Genomic DNA, 20,193 nt, shown 5'->3' on the forward strand with positions numbered 1-20,193 from the left:
CGGCTTTCTCTCAGGAGGCAGCTTCCGCCGCGAGCGCATCCGCTTCATCGTCCGTGAAAACGCGGCCGCGCGTCAGGAACCGGACGCCTTCCGGCGCCTCGAGAGAAAACCCGGAGCCGCGTCCCGTGACCACGTCGATCGTGAGCTGCGTGTGCTTCCAATACTCGAACTGATCGGCGCTCATATAGAAGGGGCACCCGCCGATCTCTCCGAGTTGCACGTCGCTCTGGCCCACGCGGAATTCGCCTGCCGGGTAGCACATCGGCGCGGAGCCGTCACAGCACCCGCCGGACTGATGAAACATCAACGGCCCATGCATGCCCCGGAGCTTGTCGATCAGCTCGAGAGCCGCATCCGTCGCCAAAACCCGCTCAACCATTAACTCGGTCTCCTTCGTGTCGCGCTCTGTCGCCGCCGGACTTGTCACCAATTTCCAAGGCCGCCTTTTCCGAGTCGGTGAATTCTCGGCTCCGCGTGATGAAGCGGAGGCCCTCGGGAGTCTCCATCGAAAAAGCAGAACCCTGGCCGACCGCCACGTCGACCGTCAGCTGTGCGTGCCGGCAAGTTTCGAACTGATCGGCGTCCATGTAAACAGGGCAACCGCCGATCTCACCAAGGCGAATATCGTTCACGCCTAGCGCGAACTCGCGGTCGAGGTGACACATTGGAGCGGATCCGTAGCTGCACCCGCCGGACTGGTGAAACATCAGCGGTCCGTGCTTGGTTCGGAGCTTGTCGATGATCTCGAGAGCCGCATCCGTTGCCAGAACTCGCTCAACCATCTCTTCGCCTTCTAAAGTAAAACGGCCCGGCGAGTATACCCGCCGGGCCGTCAATGACGATTGTCTTGATCAGATCCGTCCGGCTTAGAAGAAGCCCAGCGCTTTGGGGCTGTAGCTCACCAGCATGTTCTTGGTCTGCTGGTAATGGTCGAGCATCATCTTGTGGGTCTCGCGCCCGATGCCGGACTTCTTGTAGCCGCCAAAGGCCGCGTGGGCCGGATACAGGTGGTAGCAGTTCGTCCAAACCCGTCCGGCCTGAATGCCGCGGCCAAAGTGGTAGGCGCGGTTGATGTCGCGGGTCCACACGCCGGAGCCGAGGCCGTAGAGCGTGTCGTTAGCGATCTCAAGCGCTTCCGCGTCGTCCTTGAAGGTCGTGACCGACAGAACCGGGCCGAAGATCTCTTCCTGGAAGATGCGCATCTTGTTGTGGCCGCGGAATACCGTGGGCTTCATGTAATATCCCTCGGCCAGGTCGCCTTCATGGACGGCCCGTTCGCCGCCGGTCAGCAACTCTGCGCCTTCCTTATTGCCGATATCGACATAGGAGAGGATCTTTTCGAGCTGATCGTTGGACGCCTGGGCGCCGATCATCGTGTCCATCTCGAGCGGGTTGCCAAGCTTGATCTTCTCGACGCGGGCGATCGCCTTCTCCATGAAGCGGTCGTAGATCGATTCCTGCACCAGCGCGCGCGACGGGCAGGTGCAGACCTCGCCCTGGTTCAGGGCGAACATCGCGAAGCCTTCGAGCGCCTTATCGAAATAATCGTCGTCCTCGGCCATCACGTCGGCGAAGAAGATGTTCGGCGACTTGCCGCCGAGTTCCAGCGTCACCGGGATCAGGTTCTCCGAGGCGTACTGCATGATGAGGCGCCCGGTCGTGGTCTCGCCAGTAAACGCGATCTTGGCGATGCGCGGGTTCTGGGCCAGCGGCTTACCGGCCTCGACGCCGAAACCGTTCACGATGTTGAGGACGCCGGCAGGCAGGATGTCGCCGATGACGTCCATCAGCACCATGATCGACATGGGCGTCTGTTCGGCCGGCTTCATCACCACGCAATTGCCGGCGGCAAGCGCGGGTGCGAGTTTCCAGCACGCCATCAAAATCGGGAAGTTCCACGGAATGATCTGGCCGACGACGCCGAGAGGCTCGTGGAAATGATAGGCAACGGTGTCGTGGTCCAATTCGCCGAGTGTGCCTTCCTGCGCGCGAACGCAAGACGCGAAGTAGCGGAAATGGTCGATGGCCAGCGGAATGTCGGCCGCCGTGGTCTCGCGGATCGGCTTGCCGTTGTCGATGGTCTCGACCGCCGCCAGAAGCTGGAGGTTCTCCTCCATCCGATCGGCGATCTTGTTGAGAAGCTTCGCGCGTTCGGCCGGAGCCGTCTTGCCCCAGGACTCGCGCACCTTGTGGGCCGCGTCGAGCGCGAGCTCGATATCGGCAGCCTGAGAGCGGGCGATCTGGCAGACGCTCTTGCCAGTGACGGGGCTGATATTGTCGAAATACTGCCCGTCCACCGGGGCGACCCAGTCGCCGCCGATGAAATTGTCGTACCGCGACCGGATGGCCACGCGTGCATTCAGAGTTTCGATGACCTCGTGAAGCATTGTTATCTCCCTAGATTTTCGGCGATTTCGCCATTTTTACCCAACTACGAGCGGCGAATTCATCACCGGTTCTCGGGTGCGGCCCGTTACGCTCGATAGGTTACCGGGTAGACTAGTCGACTTTCTGCAAAGGTAGAATTCTACTTTTGGAGCAATGCGGGCTCAAGAAAGGGCTGAACAGCCCGTCCACCCGTGCGACGTCCAAGCTCCGTATTTGCGGTTGCGTTACTACGCATTTGCAATGCCGCCGGAATATGACACTCCATTGATTGCTTCTCCGTACGGGTATTGTACTTTGGTCGCATAGCGCTGCTTGGCGCGGCAACAGACCCGGAAATCGCTGGCGTGAACCAGGATGGATCGAACCGGGCGTGCCAGGGGCGATGGAGGAAACGTGCTGTGCCCAGAGCGCATGCAGAACGTCGGGCTTGTGGCGTCCAGACGGCCTGGACCTGTGCCGGTACCCCGGAAACGGCGGTTGCCGAGATCGCCGGTGTTGTGGACCCGTCCGATATCGGGCAGCTGCTGGTGTTCTTCTCTCAGCCCTACGAGGCCGAGGGGCTGATCGCCGCCCTGTCCGAGACTTTTCCCGGCGTCCCGGTTGCTGGCTGCAGTACGTCCGGAGAGATCACGTCCGATGGCTTCAGCGAGCGCAGTGTCCTTGTGGTGGCTTTCCCGACGTCGGGCTTCCGCTTCGTCAGTTGCGTCATTCCCGAGGTCCGTTCCTTGAGCGTGGACCGTGCCTCCGAGGTCGTGCAGGCGTTGCGCGCGCGCCTCGACAAGGAGACCGGCGAGCGCCACCCCAACCTGTTCGCCATCTCGCTCATCGACGGGCTGTCCCGGTGCGAGGAGGCCATCGTGTCGGCCATCGCGTGGGCGCTCGGCGACGTGCCCCTGGTCGGCGGCTCGGCGGGGGATGGCTTGACGCTTTCGGGCACGAGCCTGCTGCATGATGGGCGCGTGCATAGAGGCGCCGCGCTGTTGCTTCTCGTCGAGACCGAGCACCCGGTGCGGAGTTTCTGCTGCGATCATTTCGAGCCGACCGACACGAAGCTCGTCGTTACGGCCTCCGACACGACCACGAGAACCGTCTACGAGCTCAACGCCGAGCCGGCGGCCTTGGAATACGCAAATTCGGTGGGACTCGAGCCGTCTTCCTTGGCGCCCATGAGTTTCGCGGCCCATCCCGTGGTCGTGCGCGTTGGCGGAGACTATTATTGCCGCTCCATTCAGCGCATGAACGACGACGGCTCCTTGTCCTTCTTTTGCGCCATCGACGATGGGGTGGTGCTGACCGTCGCCGAGCCGAGAGACATGGTTAAGTCGATGGAGACCGAGCTGGAACGGCTGGACGAAGAGGTTGGGGGCGTCGATTTCGTCCTGGGGTTCGAATGCGTGCTCCGCCGGCTCGATGCCGAAAACCGGCAGGTCAGGCATAAGGTCAGCGACCTTTACCGCCGTTATCATGTGGTCGGTTTCCATACCTATGGCGAGCAGTACAACGCGATGCATCTCAACCAGACCTTCACGGGCGTTGCGATCGGGACGAACGGGGCCAATTGATGCAACGCGACGATCTCGAAAATTCCTCGAGTGGCTTTGATGAGGAGGGGCTGGAGCGGCGCGTCGAGAAGCTCGCCAAGATCAACGCCGTCCTGATGGATCGCGTCGAGCGCTCGATGGATCAGCAGGGCAATGCCTTCTCCCTGTTTCAAACCGCGATTGGCCTCGATGCGAAGGTCCGTTCCCGGACGGAAGAGCTAACCGCGGTCCTGCGCCGGCTCGAATGCTCGAACGAGGCGCTTGTCGAGGCGAAGGACGAGGCCGAACGGGCCAATCTCAGCAAGACGCGCTTCCTGGCCGCTGCAAGTCATGACCTTCTGCAGCCGTTGAACGCGGCGCGGCTGACCATTTCGGTTCTCGCCGATTTGCAGGAGAGCGACGACACGCGGCAGTTGGCAGGCCGGGTCGATCAGTCTCTGCAAACGATCGAGGACTTGATCAAGACGCTGCTCGATATTTCGAAGCTCGACGCCGGGGTCGTCACTCCGGAGATCCAGTCGTTCGCCCTCGACGAGGTGCTCGACGTACTCGAGGCCAGCTTCATGCCGCAGGCGGAAGCGAAGGCTTTGAAACTCAAGGTCCGGCGCTCGGGACTGCTGGTGCAGAGCGATCCCTTGCTCCTGCAACGCGTGCTGCAGAACCTCATCTCAAATGCCGTGCGTTACACGTCAAAGGGCGGTGTTCTTATCGGTGCACGGAAGCACGGCGAGAAGTGCTTGATCGACGTCGTGGACACCGGCTGCGGTATCTCGGAGGTGGAACTCGAGACGATGTTCGAAGAGTTCTATCGAGGCGCCGCCGCGGCCAAGAGCGACCACGCGGGCCTCGGTCTCGGTCTTTCGATCGTGCAGCGCACCGTCCAGGCGTTGGGGCACACCCTCGAGGTGAGGTCGAGGCCCGGATGGGGGTCGACCTTCCGGCTCACGCTGGACTGTGCCAGCGTCGCGACGTCTCTTCCAGATCGTCAGCCGACGGAGCGTACCAGCCCGGAGATTACGCGCGGTGCAGCCGTTGTCCTAATCGAGAACGACCGGGATGTTCTCGATGCGACGGTCCGGCTGCTGACCAATTGGTCGTGCAAGACGCTGGCCGGATCCCGTCTCGACGAGGTGGAACAGGCCCTGGCCGACCTCGGCCGCCCGCCGGATATTGCCCTCGTTGATTATCATCTCGACGAGGGCCGGACGGGCGTCGATGCCGTGAAGGCCTTGCGCGATCGGTTCGGCGCGGATTTCCCGGCGGTCGTGGTGACCGGCGATTGGAGCCCCGAGGTCGCGGCCGATGTATCGGCAGCCAACTGCGAACTTCTCCGCAAGCCCACCCGGCCCGCGGAGTTCGTGCCTTGATGACCCATCTTTTGGGGACGTACGGCGCGCCGAAGGCTTAGCTGCTGGGCGCCCCTTCGTCGCCTGCGATCGCCTCGAAGTCGAGCTGTGAGGTCTTGATCACGGCCTGGGTGCGGCTCACCACGTTCAATTTTCGCAGAATCTCAGAGACATGAGCTTTGACCGTCGTCTCGCTCACGCCGAGCTCGTAGGCAATTTGCTTGTTGAGCTGGCCATGGCGAATGAGCTGAAGAACGCGCATTTGCGCCGGCGTAAGGTTGGCCACGAGATCGGCAATATCGCTCGCACGCGAGGCAGCCCGCGGCCCTTGGGCGTTCTGGTCCAGTTCCGGCGGTACGAAGACTGAGCCGCTCAAGACTTCCGAGAGGCCCTGGGCCAGCGTGGCCTTGTCGACCGATTTCGGCACGAAGCCCGCGGCGCCGAGCCGGATGGCTTCCTGGACGATTTTGGGATCGTCGAGACCGGAAACGATCATGATCGGCGTTCTTGGAAATGCCGAGCGCAGGAGCATGAGGCCGTCGAAGCCAGTCGTTCCGGGCAGGGAAAGGTCCAGCAGCACGATTTCGATGCCCGGGTCGTCCCGGATGATCTCATGGGCGGCGTCAATACTGCCAGCTTCGAGAATTTCGGCATCGTCGCGCGAGAACTTCACGGCGCTGCGCAAGGCCTCGCGAAACATAGGATGATCGTCAACGATCAGGATCTTTGTCATCGTCTGCGGCCGTTCGGTTGATGGGCTCTCTACGGAACCCCCGATCGCTAGTGTGCCGCAATTCTCAAAAAGTCGTAAGGCCCAACCGCGTACAATTCCTGCTCAAGGAATAAGGACCGCGGCGCCCGTAAGGGCCCCTTCGCGCAGACGCGTCAGCGCTTCGTTCGCCTCGGAGAGTTTCATCGGCACAACCGTCGTCCGTACCGGAACTTCGGGCGCCAGCGCAAGAAACTCGCGCGCATCGTCCCGCGTCAGGTTCGCGACCGAGCGAATTTCGCGTTCTTCCCATAGGATATCGTAAGAGAAGGCTGGAATTTCGCTCATATGGATGCCGCCGCAGACGACGACGCCGCCCTTGCGAAGCGCCTTCAACGCGGCGGGGATGAGCGGGCCCACCGGGGCGAATATGAGCGCCGCATCGAGTTCGTCGGGCGCCTTTTCATCGGACCCGCCAGCCCAAACGGCGCCGAGGGACCGGGCGAAATCTTGAGCCTGGGTGTCGCCCGGGCTCGTAAAGGCGTAGACGGAGCAGCCTTGATATCGCGCCACCTGGGCCACGATATGCGCCGCCGCGCCGAATCCGTAGATGCCGAGGCGCTTGGTTTCGCCCTGAAGGGCGTCCTCGGCCATTTTAAATGAGCGGTAGCCGATAAGGCCGGCGCACAGGAGCGGCGCGGCCTCCGCATCGGAATAGCCGTCCGGTATCGCAAAGCAGTAGCGCTCGTCGGCCACCGTGTAGGCCGCATAGCCCCCATCGATCTGGTAACCCGTGAACTTCGGCTCGTCGCAGAGGTTCTCATGTCCCTCTCGGCAGTAGCGGCAGGTGCCGTCCGTATAGCCAAGCCAGGGTACGCCGACACGCATGCCCACCTCGAAGCCGGAGGTTTCGGGACCGACGGCTTCGACCCGGCCGACGATCTCGTGGCCAAGCACGAGGGGGAGCTTCGGATGGTCGAGTTCGCCGTCGTAGATGTGCAGGTCCGTCCGGCAGACACCGCAGGCCAGGACTTTCAGCAGAATTTGTCCACGGCCCGGCGTGGGAACCGGCAGCGTCGTGGAACGGAGCGGCTGGCCGGCCCGTTCCAGAAGCATCGCTGCCATTGTGTCGGTCATGGCGCCTTCTACTATTTCTGTAATGCCGCGGTGATGGCCGCTCGAATGCGTTCGTCAGGCTCGCCGAGCCAGGTAACGCCAGTCAGAGGGGACCCCATCAGTGCCCATGCCTGGCTTCCATCCGGGGCGAAGAGGACGAAGATCTGGAACTGCTCGCACTCGTTCGGCTTGCACGTGAAAGCCAGGGAGTAGGTTTGATTGTCGACGGTGACGGGAATACTGGGCACCGGAGGACCATCCAGGGTCTTGGTGTACTCCGCCAGCCAGTCAGGCGTTCTTTCGCCGCCGATTAGGGTCTGCCAGGAGTTGAAATAGGCCGGGTTCGTGAGGAGGTCTCCGAGGACGGGCCCAGCCGGTTCGGCCGCGTCTTGCGCGAGCGCAGGCGAACTTAACGACAGCAGCAGGGCCAGCAAGATAGAAAGGCGCATCGGGTACTCCGTCATCCATTATGAAGGGCGAACGGCTCGCACCAAAGGATGACGTTATTATAACAGCGCGTCCTAGTGCCTCAGGAGAGGCCAGCCTTCCACGGGCCGGTCCACGGCCGCAAGCGGTGCGTCCTTCGCGCAGGCTTCTGCCGCGAGTGATCCGGCCGCCGCGTGGATATTCAGCAGATGGGCGGGAATCCGGTCGGACGCGGCCCACAACGCCTTGAAGGCGTGAGCGCCACGCAGGAGTGCGGCCGGCGCGTTGTCGAACAGAACGAGCCGGTTCCGCTTGTCCGCATCGCGGCGGACCGCATCCCCGGTCCAGCAAAGCTCAGGTCCGTAAACGGCTTGCTCGTGGGCATCCATGAGCCGCGGATCGCGCGCCCAGCGCACATGATCGTCGAGATCGGCATCGGGCAGGAGCGCCGAAAGCGCCGCAAAAAGGGCATGCAGATCCGGCTCGGGGTCAACCTTGGTCAGGATGATTTTGACCGTAACGCCGGCCGCAGCCAGCGCATCCCGGGCCTGTACGAGTGCCCGGGCCGGCGCCGATTTGGCCGAGCGGATGACGAGGGTACAGACCGGCGGGTCGATTTCCATATTGAGGGCCTGTTCGGTCAACCGCGTTAGAGCGTTCACATGGCACTCCAGCTCGTCTTGCAGGGAATGTTGACCCCGGCAGTTCGTCCCGTTCCGTCCGGCCACAACGCGCATATGTCCCCCATCGGTTTTGCTGCTGCGCAGGCTGCCTCTGCATCGCAACCCTTGGTAATGAGGATGCAGCCGGGCTGGTTAAAGAAGGCTTGATGAGTGTTTCTTTTTGAGGGGAGGAGGAGGCGATTTTCGGGGGAAATTGGTGCCGGGGACCGGAACCATTTTCCGGTCCGCACGTTCACCATACCGGCCGGCGGTGTGCGCACCCTACCCGAACCCAAGCTCCGCTTGGCCGATGGCTCTCCCCAAGCCCGAAAGCCCGGCGGCAACGCCGGGCTTTTTCTTTCCCAATAAAACTGGCAGACCATGCGGTTACCCGCTGGGCATAACGGAAAGCGGGCCGGCCCGCTCGGGGCCTCCCTCGGCGCCCCGTTTACCGGAAGGGCGTTTGAAATTTTGCACTGCGGTGCCTTCCTCACTACATTCCGGCGAAGGGTACGACACCAAAACACGGAAAATGACGGAAACACTCACAAAAGACCAAATCCTGGCCGCGCTGAAAGGCGTCAAAGGTCCTGATCTGTCTGACAATATTGTCTCGCTCGGTCTTGTCTCCGAGGTCGTCATCAACAAGGGCAAGGTCTACTTTGCGATCTCGGTGGATCCGGCCCGGGCCACGGAACTCGAAGGGCTCCGGCAAGCCGCCGCGACGGTCGTCGAAGGGCTGCCGGGCGTCACGAGCGCCATGGTGACTTTGACGGCGGATCGCGAGCCGGGCAGCGCGGAAAAGAGCCCGGTCTCGACGTCGCGCGCCGCGCCTCGACCCGCGCCTGCCCCGACAGCGGCGCCAACCCCGGCAAGCGCGAAAACGCCTGCCGCGTCCCAGCCGCCACGCCAAAGTGGAGGCGGCATTCCGGGCATTCGAAGGATCATCGCCGTCGCGTCAGGCAAGGGCGGCGTTGGCAAGTCCACGACAGCCGTCAACATCGCACTGGCGCTGAAAGACCAGGGGTTGAAGGTCGGCATTCTCGATGCGGACATCTATGGGCCGTCGCTGCCGCGCCTGTTGGGGCTCAGCGGTCAGCCGCAGCAGTTGGCGGGAAATAAGCTCGACCCGATGCGGCGCCATGGCGTCAAGGTCATGTCCATGGGGTTCCTGGTCGATGAAGAGACGCCCATGATTTGGCGCGGCCCGATGGTGATTTCGGCCATTTCCCAGATGCTGAAGGACGTTGCCTGGGGCGAGCTCGATGTCCTCGTGGTCGACATGCCGCCCGGCACGGGCGATGCACAGCTCACCATGGCGCAGCAGGTACCGCTCGCCGGGGCCGTGATCGTGTCCACCCCGCAGGATCTTGCGCTGATCGACGCGCGCAAAGGCCTCAACATGTTCACGAAGGTCAACGTGCCCGTACTCGGCATCGTTGAGAATATGTCCACTTTCATCTGCCCCCATTGCGGCGGCCGGTCGGATATTTTCGGCCATGGCGGCGCTAAAGAGGAAGCCAAAAAGCTAGGCGTCCCCTTCCTGGGCGAGGTGCCTCTCACAATGGCGGTTCGGGAAACATCCGACAGCGGAGAGCCGGTGGTTGCGAGCGATCCAGACAGCGAAGTGTCCAAGGCGTACCGCGATATCGCCCGGACGGCGTGGGCCGAGATTGAGCGCGCGTCGAGCGATGCCCGGCCTGCACCGAAGATCGTAATGGAGAACTAGCCGCACGCGGCGCCGTAAGGTTCAACACGTGGGGAAGCCGCCGTCGGCGCGCTTGCCTCTATTTGGCGTGAGCGCTTCCGAACGGGCGCCGCGCCGCAAAAGGAATGATTGCGTATGTGTGGCATTGCCGGATCGATCGACCTAGCAGGCAAGCGACTACCAGATCGGGGCATGCTGCAACGGATGGCGGACGCCCTCGTCCATCGAGGGCCCGAGGACGAGGGATTTTTGTCCGCGCCAGGCGTGGGATTGGCGCAGCGTCGCTTGAGCATCGTCGGGCTCGAGGACGGGCGGCAGCCGATCTACAACGAAGACCGTAGCATCGCCGTGATCTGCAATGGCGAATTCTTCGAATACCCGGAGCGCCGAGCCGATCTCGAGGCGAAGGGGCACGTGTTTCGGACCCATAGCGACAGCGAGATTCTGGTCCATCTTTATGAGGAGCATGGCGAGGATCTGTTCCCCTATCTAAAAGGACAGTTCGCGTTCGCGATCGTGGATCTCGCGCGCGGTGTCGTCCTGCTCGGCCGGGACCGCGTCGGCATCTGTCCGTTATTCTGGTCGCGTCAGGGCGACACGATCTATTTCGCATCCGAGATCAAGGCGCTCATCGCCTCCGGCGCCGTTCGGCCGGAAGCCGATCCCCGGGGTTTGGACCATCTCTTCACGTTCTTTGCGATGGGTTCGAGTCGCACCGCATTCAAGGGCGTTCAGTCGCTTGGGCCGGGGCACTATCTGCGGATCGACCTGCCAAGTGGCGTCGGGGTGGCGAGCCCCGTCGAGCGCAAATACTGGGATTTCGATTTCCCCGATTGGGGCGACGAACTGGACGGCGACGTGGGCCAGCTCACCGATACCTTCCAGTCTGTGTTCGAACGCGCGGTCGATATCCGGCTGCGCGCGGACGTGCCCGTCGTCGGTTATCTGAGCGGCGGCGTGGATTCGGCCTTCGTCATGGCGACGGCGGCGCGCGTTGCCGGCCGTCCTCTTCCGAGCTTCACGCTTCGCATTCCCAAGGAAGGGCTCGATGAGGTTGACGAGGCGATGGAGGCAGCCGAAGCGATCGGCGCGCATCCGACCGTCGTGCATGCCTGCTCCAACCTCATCATGGACTCATACGAGGCCCTGACCCGCGCTGCGGAGTGCCCCGTTCTCGACACGTCATGTGCCGCGCTGTTGGCGTTGTCGCGCGAAGTCCGTTCCCAGGGTTACAAGGTTGTCTTGACGGGTGAGGGTGCCGACGAAGGCTTTGCCGGTTACATCTGGTTCAAGATGCGCGAGATGGCACGCCTGCTTGACTACGGCGACGCCTTCACGCCGACTACCGTGCTCAGCCGGGCCGTCCGCAAAATCGGTGCGAAGCAGAGCTCCGAGGAGCTCAAGCATATCGATGCGCTTGTCGGTGGACCGCACGCCCAATCGGTCATGTACAGCCTCGTGTCGACGTCGCGAGACCGCTATTTCAGCGCAGGCTTCAAGGAAGAGCTCGGCGGTCACGTCGCGTATGAGGATTTCGATCTGGACCTTGAGCGCATGGCGCGTTGGCATCCGCTCAACCGGTCGCTCTACTTTGGCTACAAGGTGCACCTCGCGGGGCTGCTTCTCACGCAGAAGGGCGACCGCATCGCAATGGCCAACAGCGTGGAGACCCGCTACCCCTTCCTGGACGAGGACGTCATTGGTTTCATGTCGCAACTCAGTCCACGGTGGAAACTGCGCCGGCGCATGCGCGACAAGTTCCTGCTCAGACAGGCCGCGGAGCGGATCTTGCCGAAGAATATCGCGCAGCGTCGAAAGCACATGTTCCAGGCGCCGCTGGCGGACAGTTTTCTCGTGCACGCGCCGCAATTCGTGCGCGAACTCATCAGCGAGGAGAGCCTGAAACAGACGGGCTATTTCGATGTCGAGCAGGTGCGGCGGGATTGCGCCATGGTGGCCGAGGAGGGATCGAGCCGCAGTCTCGGCAGGTTCTACAGCCTCGGTCTCGGCGGCGTCGTCGCCACACAGCTTTGGCACCATGTCTATCTCGGCGGGGGGCTTTGCAGTCTGCCGGCCTACGCACCGGCCGAGCCGCAGGAAGAGGCCCCGCTCGAAGCGGCTGTTTCCGCATAGCGCCTATTTTCACGAACTGGGAATTGCTGCCGCCTTTGGCGCTGGCCGCCAGTGTCCGGCTGCTAGGCAGCGCTGTGGCGCTTGGGAAGCGGCGAAACCTTGGCGGTCGCCTTCAGCGCGCCCTGGGCGTGAACCTCGGCGGTCTCTGGCCGGCCGTACAGGAAGCCCTGAACTTGCGGACAGCCGAAGCGCCGCAGCATGCGGGCTTGCTCGGGCGTCTCGACGCCTTCCGCCGTAACGGCGATACGCAGCGACTTCCCGAGGGCAACGACCGATTTCACGATGGCGCGCATGGCCGGGTCGCGGGTCATGTTGCGAACGAACTGCTGGTCGATCTTGATTTTGGAGAACGGGAACCGCGCGAGATAGCTCAAGCTCGAATAGCCGGTGCCGAAATCGTCCATGGCGATCCTGACACCCAGCGAACGGAGCCGGTTCAGCTTTGCCAAAACCTCTTCGGTGTCGTTGATCAGAAGGCTTTCCGTGATCTCCAGTTCCAGTCTTCTCGCGGGCAAACCCGTTTGATGAAGGACATCGGCCACCGTTTCGGTGATGTCGCCGACGCGGAATTGCGCCGGAGAGAGATTTACCGCGACCGTCAGGTGCTCGGGCCATTGGGTAGCGTCGGCGCAGGCCTGGCGCAGCACCCACTCGCCGATTGGAACGATGAGCCCGGTCTCTTCAGCAATGGGAATGAAATGGCCCGGCGAAATGAGCCCATGGTCGGGGTGGCGCCAACGGATCAGCGCTTCCGACCCGCACGGCATCTCGCTCTTCAAATCGTACTGGGGCTGGTAGACGATCTCGAACTCGTTGCGCCTCAGCGCGTGCCGCAGGTCTTGTTCGATAGTGTGGCGCCGCTGAAGGGCCTGGTCCATGCTTTCTTCGTAGAAGCAAACGCGTTGCCCGCCATCGGCCTTTGCCCGTGAGAGGGCGATTGCCGCGTGCCGCAGCAGGACGTCGGACGTATCGCCATCGGCGGGCGCCAGCGCGATTCCGACGCTGGTAGCCAGGACGACCTCGCGGTTGCTGACGTGGAACGGCTGAGCCAAAGCAGTGCCCAAGCGGTGCATGAAGGCCATCACATCGCTGAGCGCTGCGATGTCGGTCAAAGCGATCGCGAACTCGTCGCCGTCGATGCGTGCAACGATATCGGTGTCCCGCGCGAGGTGCTGGATGCGGCTTCCGAAATCATGGAGGACGCGGTCGCCGCCGTGGCCCTCCAAAGATTCGTTGAGTTCCTGGAAGCGGTCGATGTCGAGGCTGATAAGCGCCAAGTGCTTTTGGTCGGATTTCGTCCGCTCAAGGGCATGGTCGAGACGATCAGTAAGCGTGGCCCGGTTCGCAAGACCGGTCAGCGCGTCGTGCTCTTGTAAGTACCGGACTTCTTCGCTGGCGCGGCGCTGCGCACGGCCTCGGCTCCAGGCCAGGAGAAGGGGGATCGCGATCCCTGCGCTGACGAGACCGAGAATGGCGAGCGCGACGACGCCGAAATAGCTGGATAGGACGCCGGCTTGCTCGGTCTGGTCCAAATAGACCTCCACCGAGCCATGCACTTTGCCGCGGAGGCTGATGGGGATGTGCAGGCGTGCGAAGTGCGACGGCTTGGTGCGGTCATCCGTGCCGTACAGACCGATCGTAGCGCCATTCATATTCGGATTGATGGCTGCGGCGATCGCCGACTCGTCCAGCCGAAGATCGGCACGGCCGCTCGTGTAGATCACGTCGCCTTTAGAGTCGTACAGCTCGTAACGCAGCACGCGCCGTCCGTATCCGGCTTCCGTGAAAACGTCCGCCAACTGCGCGCCGCCGCCGGGAACCGTCATCGCCTGCAGGACAACCTGCGGATCGGACAAGACCGCCTCGCGGATTCGGTCCTCGGCCGAGAAAGCCTCGCGTTCCAGTTCGAGCAGGCTAATGCGATTCGGAGCCACCAGTGCGGCCAGCGCAATCGCTATGGCGAACGAGGTCAACCCGAGCCAGTGCCAGTATTCTTTCAACAGTTCTTGAAGGCGCATGGTGCCACTGCGACGGAAGTCGTTCGATCTGCTCTGTTCAACTTACGGCAAAATTTGGCCTCAGGAGGTTAAGAAACGACGTAAGCGGAGGGAACTAAAGTAGTTTTCTCGCGCGAGTGGCGCGATTTTGAGCAGAATCCGTAGTGCTCGTGACAAAATTCCCCGGTTTTCCGAGGATTAAACGCCTTCTTAAGCGCGTTCGCAGTTAGCCGCCGGTCGCCGACATGAATCGAGGCACGGAGGGCGTGGTGTCCCGATCGATGACGAAATCGTGCCCCTTTGGCTTCCGAGCGATGGCTTCCTCGATGGCCGCATGCAGCAAGTCGTCGTTGCTGCTGGCGCGCATGGGCGCCCTGAGATCGGCAGCGTCCTCTTGGCCGAGGCACATGTAGAGCGTGCCGGTGCAGGTCACCCGGACCCTGTTGCACGATTCGCAAAAATTGTGGGTCATCGGCGTAATGAAGCCGAGACGACCCCCCGTTTCTCGAACGCGCACGTAGCGAGCCGGGCCGCCTGTTCGGTCGGGAAGGTCGTCCAGGGTGAAGTGCTGCGCCAGCCGGGTCCGCACAAGAGAGAGCGGCAAATATTGGTCTGTACGGTCGGTGCCGATCTCTCCAAGGGGCATGGTCTCGATCAAGGTCAGGTCGAAGCCCCGACCATGAGCCCACCGCAGCAAGTCTTCGAACTCGTCCTCGTTGACGTCGCGCAAGGCCACGGCGTTGATCTTGATCTTGAGCCCAGCACGGACGGCACGGTCGATGCCGCGCATGACTTGGTGAAAATCGCCCCAGCGCGTCAGGACGCGGAACTTGGCCGGATCGAGCGTGTCCAGGGAAACATTGATCCGCTCGACCCCGTGTTCAGCCAACTGGTCGGCGAAGCGGTAGAGCTGACTGCCGTTCGTGGTAAGCGTCAACTCGTCGAGTCCGCTGCCCAGATGCCGCGACAGGGATTCGATCAGGCTCATGACATTGCGCCGCACCAGCGGCTCTCCACCCGTGAGCCGCAATTTCCGCACGCCGCGCGTCACGAAGGCGCTGGCGAGCCGATCGATTTCTTCAAGCGTCAGCAAGTCCTTGCGCGGCAGGAAAGTCATGTCTTCCGCCATGCAATAGGTGCAGCGGAAGTCGCAGCGATCGGTCACCGATACGCGCAAGTAACTGATGGCGCGGCCAAACGGGTCGACCAGGTTGGACTGATAATCACTCATAAAGGCGTCTCTTCGAGCCTGTTCCTCGCAAGTCGGCACGTTGATTCGCGCCTATAATTCCATTAGGGCGCGTGCAGTGAGCCACGCAAAGCCGCGTGAGACATAGCATATCACGCGACCCCAAACTTCCGCCTCGATGGGGCAGGATCATCTAGAGTATATTGAATTTGCAGCCTTTCAATAGCGCCCAGGGCCGTCGGAGAGCGACGTGATACGGGCCAATATCAGCAAGGGAGACCCTCCATGGACGAACATCGGTTCAACATGTCGATGCGACGCTTCTTGAAGGAGGTCGGCGTCACCTCCCAACAGGCGATCGAGGCCATCGTCCGCGATTCTGATATGCAGGGGCACGGCAAGCTCAAAGTGAAAATGATTCTTACGGCGGACGGCACCCCCCTCAACCATGTAGTCGAAGGCGAAATCGATCTTGGCTGACACGAGTTGGACGACACGATGAATGCTCCGGCAGGCGGTGCGGCAACCTGGCCGACCGAGTTGAAACTCGACAAAGACAAGCGCGTCCTGACCGTTTCCTTTGACGATGGCGCGCGGTTCGCATTGCCGGCAGAACTCCTGCGGGTGCTCAGTCCGAGCGCCGAGGTCCAAGGCCATAGTCCGGAGCAGCGGGTGACGGTGCCGGGCAAGCAAAATGTCCGCATCGTGCAGTTGGAGCCGGTCGGAACATACGCCGTGCGCATCACCTTCGACGATGGCCACAATACAGGACTCTATATGTGGGACTATCTGCGCGACCTCGGCGAGAACCAGGAGGCGCGGTTCAGGGAATACTTGAACGAGCTCTCTGAGAAAGGGCTCTCGCGCTGAGTCCCGATCGCCGCTTCGGCAGTTGATGCCGCCTCAGCCTCTCTCCTTGTCGAGCAGGGCCCGCTTACGCGCCGGCCCCCAGCGATAGCCTGACAAGGAGCCATCGCGGCGCAAAACGCGATGGCACGGGATCGCCACGGCGAGCTTGTTGGCCGCGCAGGCGCCCGCCACGGCGCGGACCGCGCCGGGAGCTTCGATCGCGGCCGCGAGTTCGCTGTAGGACCGCGTTTCGCCGGCCGGGATCTTGCGCAGCGCCTCCCACACGCGCCGCTGGAATGCGGTGCCGCGAATATCGAGCGCGATGGCGTTTTGGCTTGCCGGCTGATCGACCAGGGCGACGACCGAGGCCGCCGTCTCGGCGAATGCCGCGTCCGCTTCGCTCAAGATCGCCTGAGGGAAGAGCGCGCGAAGGTCACGGGCAAGGCCATCGGCACTGTTGCCCAGCAATATAGCGCACACGCCCTTTGTGCTGGCCGCGACGAGGACATTGCCGAGGGAGCAGGGCATCGTGGCGAATATCAGTTGCTCGGATGCGCCGCCTTTACGGAACGATGTCGGCGCCATGCCGAGGGCATCCGAGGCGCCGGAGTAGAAGCGCCCCGACGAGCTGAACCCGGCCTCATAGAGTGCCTCCGTTACGCTCGCGCCGCGGGACAGGGCGCCGCGCACGCGGTCGTTCTGCAGCGCGGCTGCATACGCCTTCGGTGTGATGCCGAGCGCGGCTTTGAACCGACGATGGAAATGGTGGGCGCTCGAGTCCACGGCGCGGGCGAGATCTGCAAGCGAGATCGGGACGTCGGTTTCCTCCATGAGGCGGCAGGCCTTTTCGATCCGTCGAGCCCAGGCAGGTGTCGCGGCCGCTTCGGCCGGCTTGCAGCGCCTGCAGGCGCGGTAGCCGGCGCGCTCCGCAGCAGAGGGGCTCCCGAAAAAGACGACATTGGCCCGGTCCGGCTTCCGGGCCGGGCACGACGGTCGACAGTAGATCCCCGTAGTCTTGACCGCATAGTAGACGGCGCCGTCGAACTGGCGGTCACGCGTTTGGACGGCCTGCCACGCGCTGTCGTCGTCGAGGCGGCGTGATCGGGTGGCTTGGCTGGCAGAGCTAAGAGACATTGTTCCGAGGGTCGGTGTATCCGGGGCCAACGGCCGCGATTGGAGGATGTGCTATCGCGGGGATTGTGCCACTCGGACTGTGCGTGTGCACTCCGATCCTTGCCCCCGAATTCCACAAGTTGGCGCAAAGCCAAATTTGGACGCGGCGAGCGGTAAGCCGAGTGTCGTGCTGGCAATCCCGTTGAGTGCGACCAATATAGAATGGGAAGGGATCGATAGCGGCGCCGTAACGCTCCTCGCGGGTGACGATGGGTACAGCGCGGGTTTTCTTGGGGTTGGAGCGGCAGAATGTCGCGAAAAAGTGATAATTCGGGCGCACACAGGCGAATCATGATGCGGCGTGGCCCGCCAGCATCAAAAGTAGCGCGTGCGACCAGGAGAGCGCATTGACCGACCAAGCCGAACATGACGTGCGGGTGACGCAGCAGCGCCGCGCTTGGCGTGCGCGTCAGGTCGCCAAGCGTGGGCTTCACGCTCTGACGGCGAAGCTATGGTCGTCCTTCTGGCTGATCGTCATTGTCGCCGTGATAATGGCGAGCCTCGTGGCGCTGGGAGATCTGTCCGTCGGGTTGGCTCTGGCGTCCTTTGGCGGGTTCGTCGCGGCGGTGCTGCTGCTGCCTCTTCAGGATACGGACCAGGAGGAAGAAGCCGGCTTTGCCCCGTCGCCCACCGTCGACCGCAACCGCTCGCCCATGTCGGCGGTGATCGATGCTCTCCCAGACCCCGGCATCCTTCTGAGCCCAACAGGCCAAGTCGTCTTCTTCAATGCGCCGGCGAAGGGCCTCTTTTCATCCTTGCGCGAAGGCAACCATATTTCCTCGTTGATCCGCGCGCCCGAGTTTCTCGACGCCGTAAGCGCGGCGCCGCGGAGTGGCCGGGCGGTGTCGGTGGTGTACGCCGAACGCGTGCCGGTCGGCCGCCGTGTAGAAGCCACCGTGGCGCCGCTGGGCCGGAAGGGCGAGCCGGATAGGGATATTCTGGTCTTGTTGCGCGATTTCACCGAAGGCGACCGCATTAATCAGATGCGGACGGACTTTATCGCCAACGCCAGCCATGAAATGCGCACGCCGCTTGCCTCGCTGCGCGGGTTTATCGAGACTCTGCAGAGTACGGCCAAGGAAGACGAGGCGGCTCGCGAACGGTTTCTGCCCATCATGGCGGAGCAGGCCGCCCGCATGACCCGACTGATCGACGCTCTCCTGTCGTTGAGCCGGCTCGAAATGAACGCGCATGTCCCGCCGAGCGACCTTGTCGATCTGAACGACGTTTTGGGCCATGCCCGCGACACGCTGGAGCCGATCGCGGCGGACAGCAACATGAGCTTGGAGGTCGAGCGCTTCGCCAAGCCCGCGATCGTGCGGGGGGATCGCGACGAACTTCTGCAGGTGCTTCAGAACCTCGTGCAGAACGCGCTCAAATACGGCCGTCCAAACGGCAGTGTACGGATCGAGGCCAAACACATTCCATCGCTCAACCAGCACACGAGAGGACGCTTCGCGATCTCGGTGATCGACGATGGGCCCGGCATTTCGGCCGAACATCTGCCGCGCCTGACGGAGCGGTTCTACCGGGTCGATGTCGATTCGAGCCGTGAGAAGGGCGGAACGGGCCTGGGCCTTGCTATCGTGAAGCACATTCTCAATAGGCATCGCGGTGAATTGGCGATCGCCTCAAAGCCGGAGCAGGGCTCGACATTCACGGTCATGCTTAACGAGTCGCAGCCGGCCGGCGACATAGCGTCGTTGTCCACAGCCTCCAAATAGAAAATCTATTATAGAACAGCAACTTGAGCTGTCATAATAGAGAATCATCAGCGTCATAAAACAATGGTCGAGGGCAACTAGCGTGCCCATGAGCTGGCGGCGTAGGGCACGCTAGCGCAGGCGCTTATCCAAGCGCCGACATCCAAGCCAAGGGAGTTCTATTGTGAACAGGTTTGCTATCGCAGCGTCGACGCTCGCCGTCGCCGCTCTCTGCACGGGCGGCCCCGCGCTGGCCCGTGATCAGGTTCAGATCGCAGGATCCTCGACGGTTCTGCCGTACGCGCAGATCGTTGCCGAGGATTTCGGTAAGACCTACTCCAAGTTTAAGGCGCCGGTCGTCGAGTCCGGTGGTTCGTCCGCTGGCCTGAAGCAGTTCTGCAAGGGCGTCGGCGAGGCCACGATCGACATCGCCAATTCCTCGCGTCCGATCAAGGACAAGGAAATCGCGGCCTGTGCTGAAGCTGGCGTGAAGAACATCATGCCGGTCCGCTTCGGCTATGACGGCATCGTGTTCGCGACCGACGCCAAGTCGGACGCTTGGGCTCTCGAGCCGAAGGACGTTTACCTCGCTCTCGCCGAGGAAATCCCGGTCGACGGCAAGATGACGGCGAACCCGAACAAGACCTGGAAGGACGTGAACGACAAGCTTCCGGATTGGAAGATCGTTGCGTACATCCCGGGCGAGAAGCACGGCACCCGTGAAGTCTTCGAAGAGAAGGTTCTCGCGGTTGGTTGCGAAGCCGTTGGCGGCATGAAGGCGCATGAAGAAGCCGGCATGGACGAGAAGGCCGCTGAGAAAGCTTGCGTGAAGGTCCGCAAGGACGGCGGCGCGGTCGACATCGACGGTGACTACACCGAGACGCTGGCCCGCATTCAGTCCAATCCGGAAGGCGTCGGCGTCTTCGGTCTGTCGTTCTACGAGAACAACACCGACAAGCTGAATGTCGCCACCATGAGCGGCATTGCGCCGTCCGTGGAGACGATCTCCTCCGGTGAGTACCCGGTCTCCCGCCCGCTGTTCTTCTACGTCAAGAAGGACCACATCGGCGTGATCCCCGGTCTGAAGGAGTATGTCGAGTTCTTCACCAGCGAGAAGATGATCGGCCCAGACGGTCCGCTGGCCGACTACGGTCTCGTCCCGCTGCCTGAGAACGAGCTCGAGGCTCTTCAGGAAGAAATCGAGGAGGGCAAGGTCCTCAGCATGTAGTGCTGACGATCTCGCCTGACTAAAG

18 protein-coding genes are annotated in these 20,193 nt (G+C 62.4%); 8 read left to right on the forward strand and 10 right to left on the reverse strand.

The genetic code is table 11. The features are described from left to right. Positions 1–10 precede the first annotated feature (10 nt). From GL4_RS03930 to adh, 3 genes are all read right to left on the reverse strand, one after another. Complete coding sequence (locus GL4_RS03930) at positions 11–379, reverse strand: DUF779 domain-containing protein (protein WP_045364796.1); 369 nt, start codon at positions 377–379, stop codon at positions 11–13. Further along, complete coding sequence (locus tag GL4_RS03935) at positions 372–782, reverse strand: DUF779 domain-containing protein (RefSeq protein WP_045364800.1); 411 nt, start codon at positions 780–782, stop codon at positions 372–374. The genes GL4_RS03930 and GL4_RS03935 overlap by 8 nt, the downstream gene beginning before the upstream one ends. An 84-nt stretch (positions 783–866) precedes the next feature. After that, on the reverse strand, positions 867–2,387 hold the full coding sequence (gene adh, locus GL4_RS03940) for an aldehyde dehydrogenase (protein ID WP_045364803.1): 1,521 nt from the start codon (positions 2,385–2,387) through the stop codon (positions 867–869). Positions 2,388–2,786: 399 nt separating this feature from the next. On the opposite strand from adh, the gene GL4_RS03945 reads away from it, so the two are divergent. Then, positions 2,787–3,950: an FIST N-terminal domain-containing protein gene (locus GL4_RS03945; RefSeq protein ID WP_045364805.1), complete on the forward strand. Its 1,164-nt coding sequence runs from the start codon at positions 2,787–2,789 to the stop codon at positions 3,948–3,950. Next, positions 3,950–5,296 carry an ATP-binding response regulator gene (locus GL4_RS03950; RefSeq protein WP_342016318.1) on the forward strand — a complete coding sequence of 449 codons (1,347 nt, stop codon included), beginning with the start codon at positions 3,950–3,952 and terminating at the stop codon, positions 5,294–5,296. Before GL4_RS03945 ends, GL4_RS03950 begins: the two co-directional genes overlap by 1 nt. A 37-nt stretch (positions 5,297–5,333) precedes the next feature. Here the strand turns inward: GL4_RS03950 and GL4_RS03955 are convergent, their stop codons facing one another. The 4 genes from GL4_RS03955 to GL4_RS03970 form a co-directional block, all read right to left on the reverse strand. Next, a complete protein-coding gene (locus GL4_RS03955; protein ID WP_052464097.1) occupies positions 5,334–6,008 on the reverse strand; it encodes a response regulator in 675 nt (224 codons plus the stop codon). A gap of 102 nt (positions 6,009–6,110) precedes the next feature. Continuing rightward, the gene (locus GL4_RS03960) at positions 6,111–7,109 is read right to left on the reverse strand and encodes a zinc-dependent alcohol dehydrogenase family protein (protein WP_045369381.1); all 999 of its coding nucleotides are present in this window, start codon (positions 7,107–7,109) and stop codon (positions 6,111–6,113) included. Between the two features lie 23 nt (positions 7,110–7,132). After that, complete coding sequence (locus GL4_RS03965) at positions 7,133–7,549, reverse strand: Ivy family c-type lysozyme inhibitor (RefSeq protein ID WP_172653288.1); 417 nt, start codon at positions 7,547–7,549, stop codon at positions 7,133–7,135. Positions 7,550–7,621: 72 nt separating this feature from the next. Further along, positions 7,622–8,188, reverse strand: coding sequence for a hypothetical protein (locus GL4_RS03970; protein WP_045364810.1), 567 nt, complete (start codon positions 8,186–8,188; stop codon positions 7,622–7,624). Positions 8,189–8,720: 532 nt separating this feature from the next. Between GL4_RS03970 and apbC the strand changes: the two genes are divergently transcribed. Both apbC and asnB read left to right on the forward strand, forming a co-directional pair. Then, complete coding sequence (gene apbC, locus GL4_RS03975) at positions 8,721–9,917, forward strand: iron-sulfur cluster carrier protein ApbC (protein WP_045364811.1); 1,197 nt, start codon at positions 8,721–8,723, stop codon at positions 9,915–9,917. Positions 9,918–10,031: 114 nt separating this feature from the next. Continuing rightward, a complete protein-coding gene (gene asnB / locus GL4_RS03980; RefSeq protein ID WP_045364814.1) occupies positions 10,032–12,029 on the forward strand; it encodes an asparagine synthase (glutamine-hydrolyzing) in 1,998 nt (665 codons plus the stop codon). Between the two features lie 62 nt (positions 12,030–12,091). Here asnB and GL4_RS03985 read toward each other — a convergent pair whose 3' ends face one another. Together GL4_RS03985 and moaA are read right to left on the reverse strand one after the other, a co-directional pair. Next, positions 12,092–14,047: a putative bifunctional diguanylate cyclase/phosphodiesterase gene (locus tag GL4_RS03985; RefSeq protein ID WP_052464099.1), complete on the reverse strand. Its 1,956-nt coding sequence runs from the start codon at positions 14,045–14,047 to the stop codon at positions 12,092–12,094. A 205-nt stretch (positions 14,048–14,252) separates the two neighbouring features. Then, a complete protein-coding gene (gene moaA, locus GL4_RS03990; protein WP_045364817.1) occupies positions 14,253–15,257 on the reverse strand; it encodes a GTP 3',8-cyclase MoaA in 1,005 nt (334 codons plus the stop codon). Between the two features lie 243 nt (positions 15,258–15,500). On the opposite strand from moaA, the gene GL4_RS03995 reads away from it, so the two are divergent. Together GL4_RS03995 and GL4_RS04000 are read left to right on the forward strand one after the other, a co-directional pair. Further along, positions 15,501–15,695, forward strand: a complete 195-nt coding sequence (locus GL4_RS03995) for a DUF6494 family protein (protein ID WP_045364820.1) — start codon at positions 15,501–15,503, stop codon at positions 15,693–15,695. A gap of 18 nt (positions 15,696–15,713) precedes the next feature. Beyond that, complete coding sequence (locus GL4_RS04000; RefSeq protein ID WP_045369384.1) at positions 15,714–16,085, forward strand: gamma-butyrobetaine hydroxylase family protein; 372 nt, start codon at positions 15,714–15,716, stop codon at positions 16,083–16,085. A 33-nt stretch (positions 16,086–16,118) separates the two neighbouring features. Here GL4_RS04000 and ada read toward each other — a convergent pair whose 3' ends face one another. Further along, entirely contained in the window at positions 16,119–17,198 is a 1,080-nt protein-coding gene (gene ada / locus GL4_RS04005; protein ID WP_045364822.1) for a bifunctional DNA-binding transcriptional regulator/O6-methylguanine-DNA methyltransferase Ada, read from the reverse strand. 386 nt (positions 17,199–17,584) lie between these two features. Between ada and GL4_RS04010 the strand changes: the two genes are divergently transcribed. Both GL4_RS04010 and GL4_RS04015 read left to right on the forward strand, forming a co-directional pair. Continuing rightward, positions 17,585–18,961 carry an ATP-binding protein gene (locus GL4_RS04010; protein ID WP_052464100.1) on the forward strand — a complete coding sequence of 459 codons (1,377 nt, stop codon included), beginning with the start codon at positions 17,585–17,587 and terminating at the stop codon, positions 18,959–18,961. A gap of 163 nt (positions 18,962–19,124) precedes the next feature. Further along, the gene (locus tag GL4_RS04015; protein WP_045364825.1) at positions 19,125–20,168 is read left to right on the forward strand and encodes a PstS family phosphate ABC transporter substrate-binding protein; all 1,044 of its coding nucleotides are present in this window, start codon (positions 19,125–19,127) and stop codon (positions 20,166–20,168) included. The last annotated feature ends 25 nt before the right edge of the window (positions 20,169–20,193 follow it).

It is taken from the genome of Methyloceanibacter caenitepidi (genome assembly GCF_000828475.1).
Taxonomy (GTDB): Bacteria; Pseudomonadota; Alphaproteobacteria; order Rhizobiales; family Methyloligellaceae; genus Methyloceanibacter; species Methyloceanibacter caenitepidi.

Coding starts and splice junctions, on each gene's coding strand:
- GL4_RS03935 (WP_045364800.1), bottom strand. CDS start 782: ATGGTTGAGCGAGTTCTGGCAACGGATGCGGCTCTCGAGATCATCGAC.
- apbC (WP_045364811.1), top strand. CDS start 8,721: ATGACGGAAACACTCACAAAAGACCAAATCCTGGCCGCGCTGAAAGGC.
- GL4_RS03950 (WP_342016318.1), top strand. CDS start 3,950: ATGCAACGCGACGATCTCGAAAATTCCTCGAGTGGCTTTGATGAGGAG.
- GL4_RS03955 (WP_052464097.1), bottom strand. CDS start 6,008: ATGACAAAGATCCTGATCGTTGACGATCATCCTATGTTTCGCGAGGCC.
- ada (WP_045364822.1), bottom strand. CDS start 17,198: ATGTCTCTTAGCTCTGCCAGCCAAGCCACCCGATCACGCCGCCTCGAC.
- GL4_RS03965 (WP_172653288.1), bottom strand. CDS start 7,549: ATGCGCCTTTCTATCTTGCTGGCCCTGCTGCTGTCGTTAAGTTCGCCT.
- GL4_RS03960 (WP_045369381.1), bottom strand. CDS start 7,109: ATGGCAGCGATGCTTCTGGAACGGGCCGGCCAGCCGCTCCGTTCCACG.
- asnB (WP_045364814.1), top strand. CDS start 10,032: ATGTGTGGCATTGCCGGATCGATCGACCTAGCAGGCAAGCGACTACCA.
- GL4_RS04000 (WP_045369384.1), top strand. CDS start 15,714: ATGAATGCTCCGGCAGGCGGTGCGGCAACCTGGCCGACCGAGTTGAAA.
- GL4_RS03995 (WP_045364820.1), top strand. CDS start 15,501: ATGGACGAACATCGGTTCAACATGTCGATGCGACGCTTCTTGAAGGAG.
- GL4_RS03985 (WP_052464099.1), bottom strand. CDS start 14,047: ATGCGCCTTCAAGAACTGTTGAAAGAATACTGGCACTGGCTCGGGTTG.
- GL4_RS03930 (WP_045364796.1), bottom strand. CDS start 379: ATGGTTGAGCGGGTTTTGGCGACGGATGCGGCTCTCGAGCTGATCGAC.
- adh (WP_045364803.1), bottom strand. CDS start 2,387: ATGCTTCACGAGGTCATCGAAACTCTGAATGCACGCGTGGCCATCCGG.
- moaA (WP_045364817.1), bottom strand. CDS start 15,257: ATGAGTGATTATCAGTCCAACCTGGTCGACCCGTTTGGCCGCGCCATC.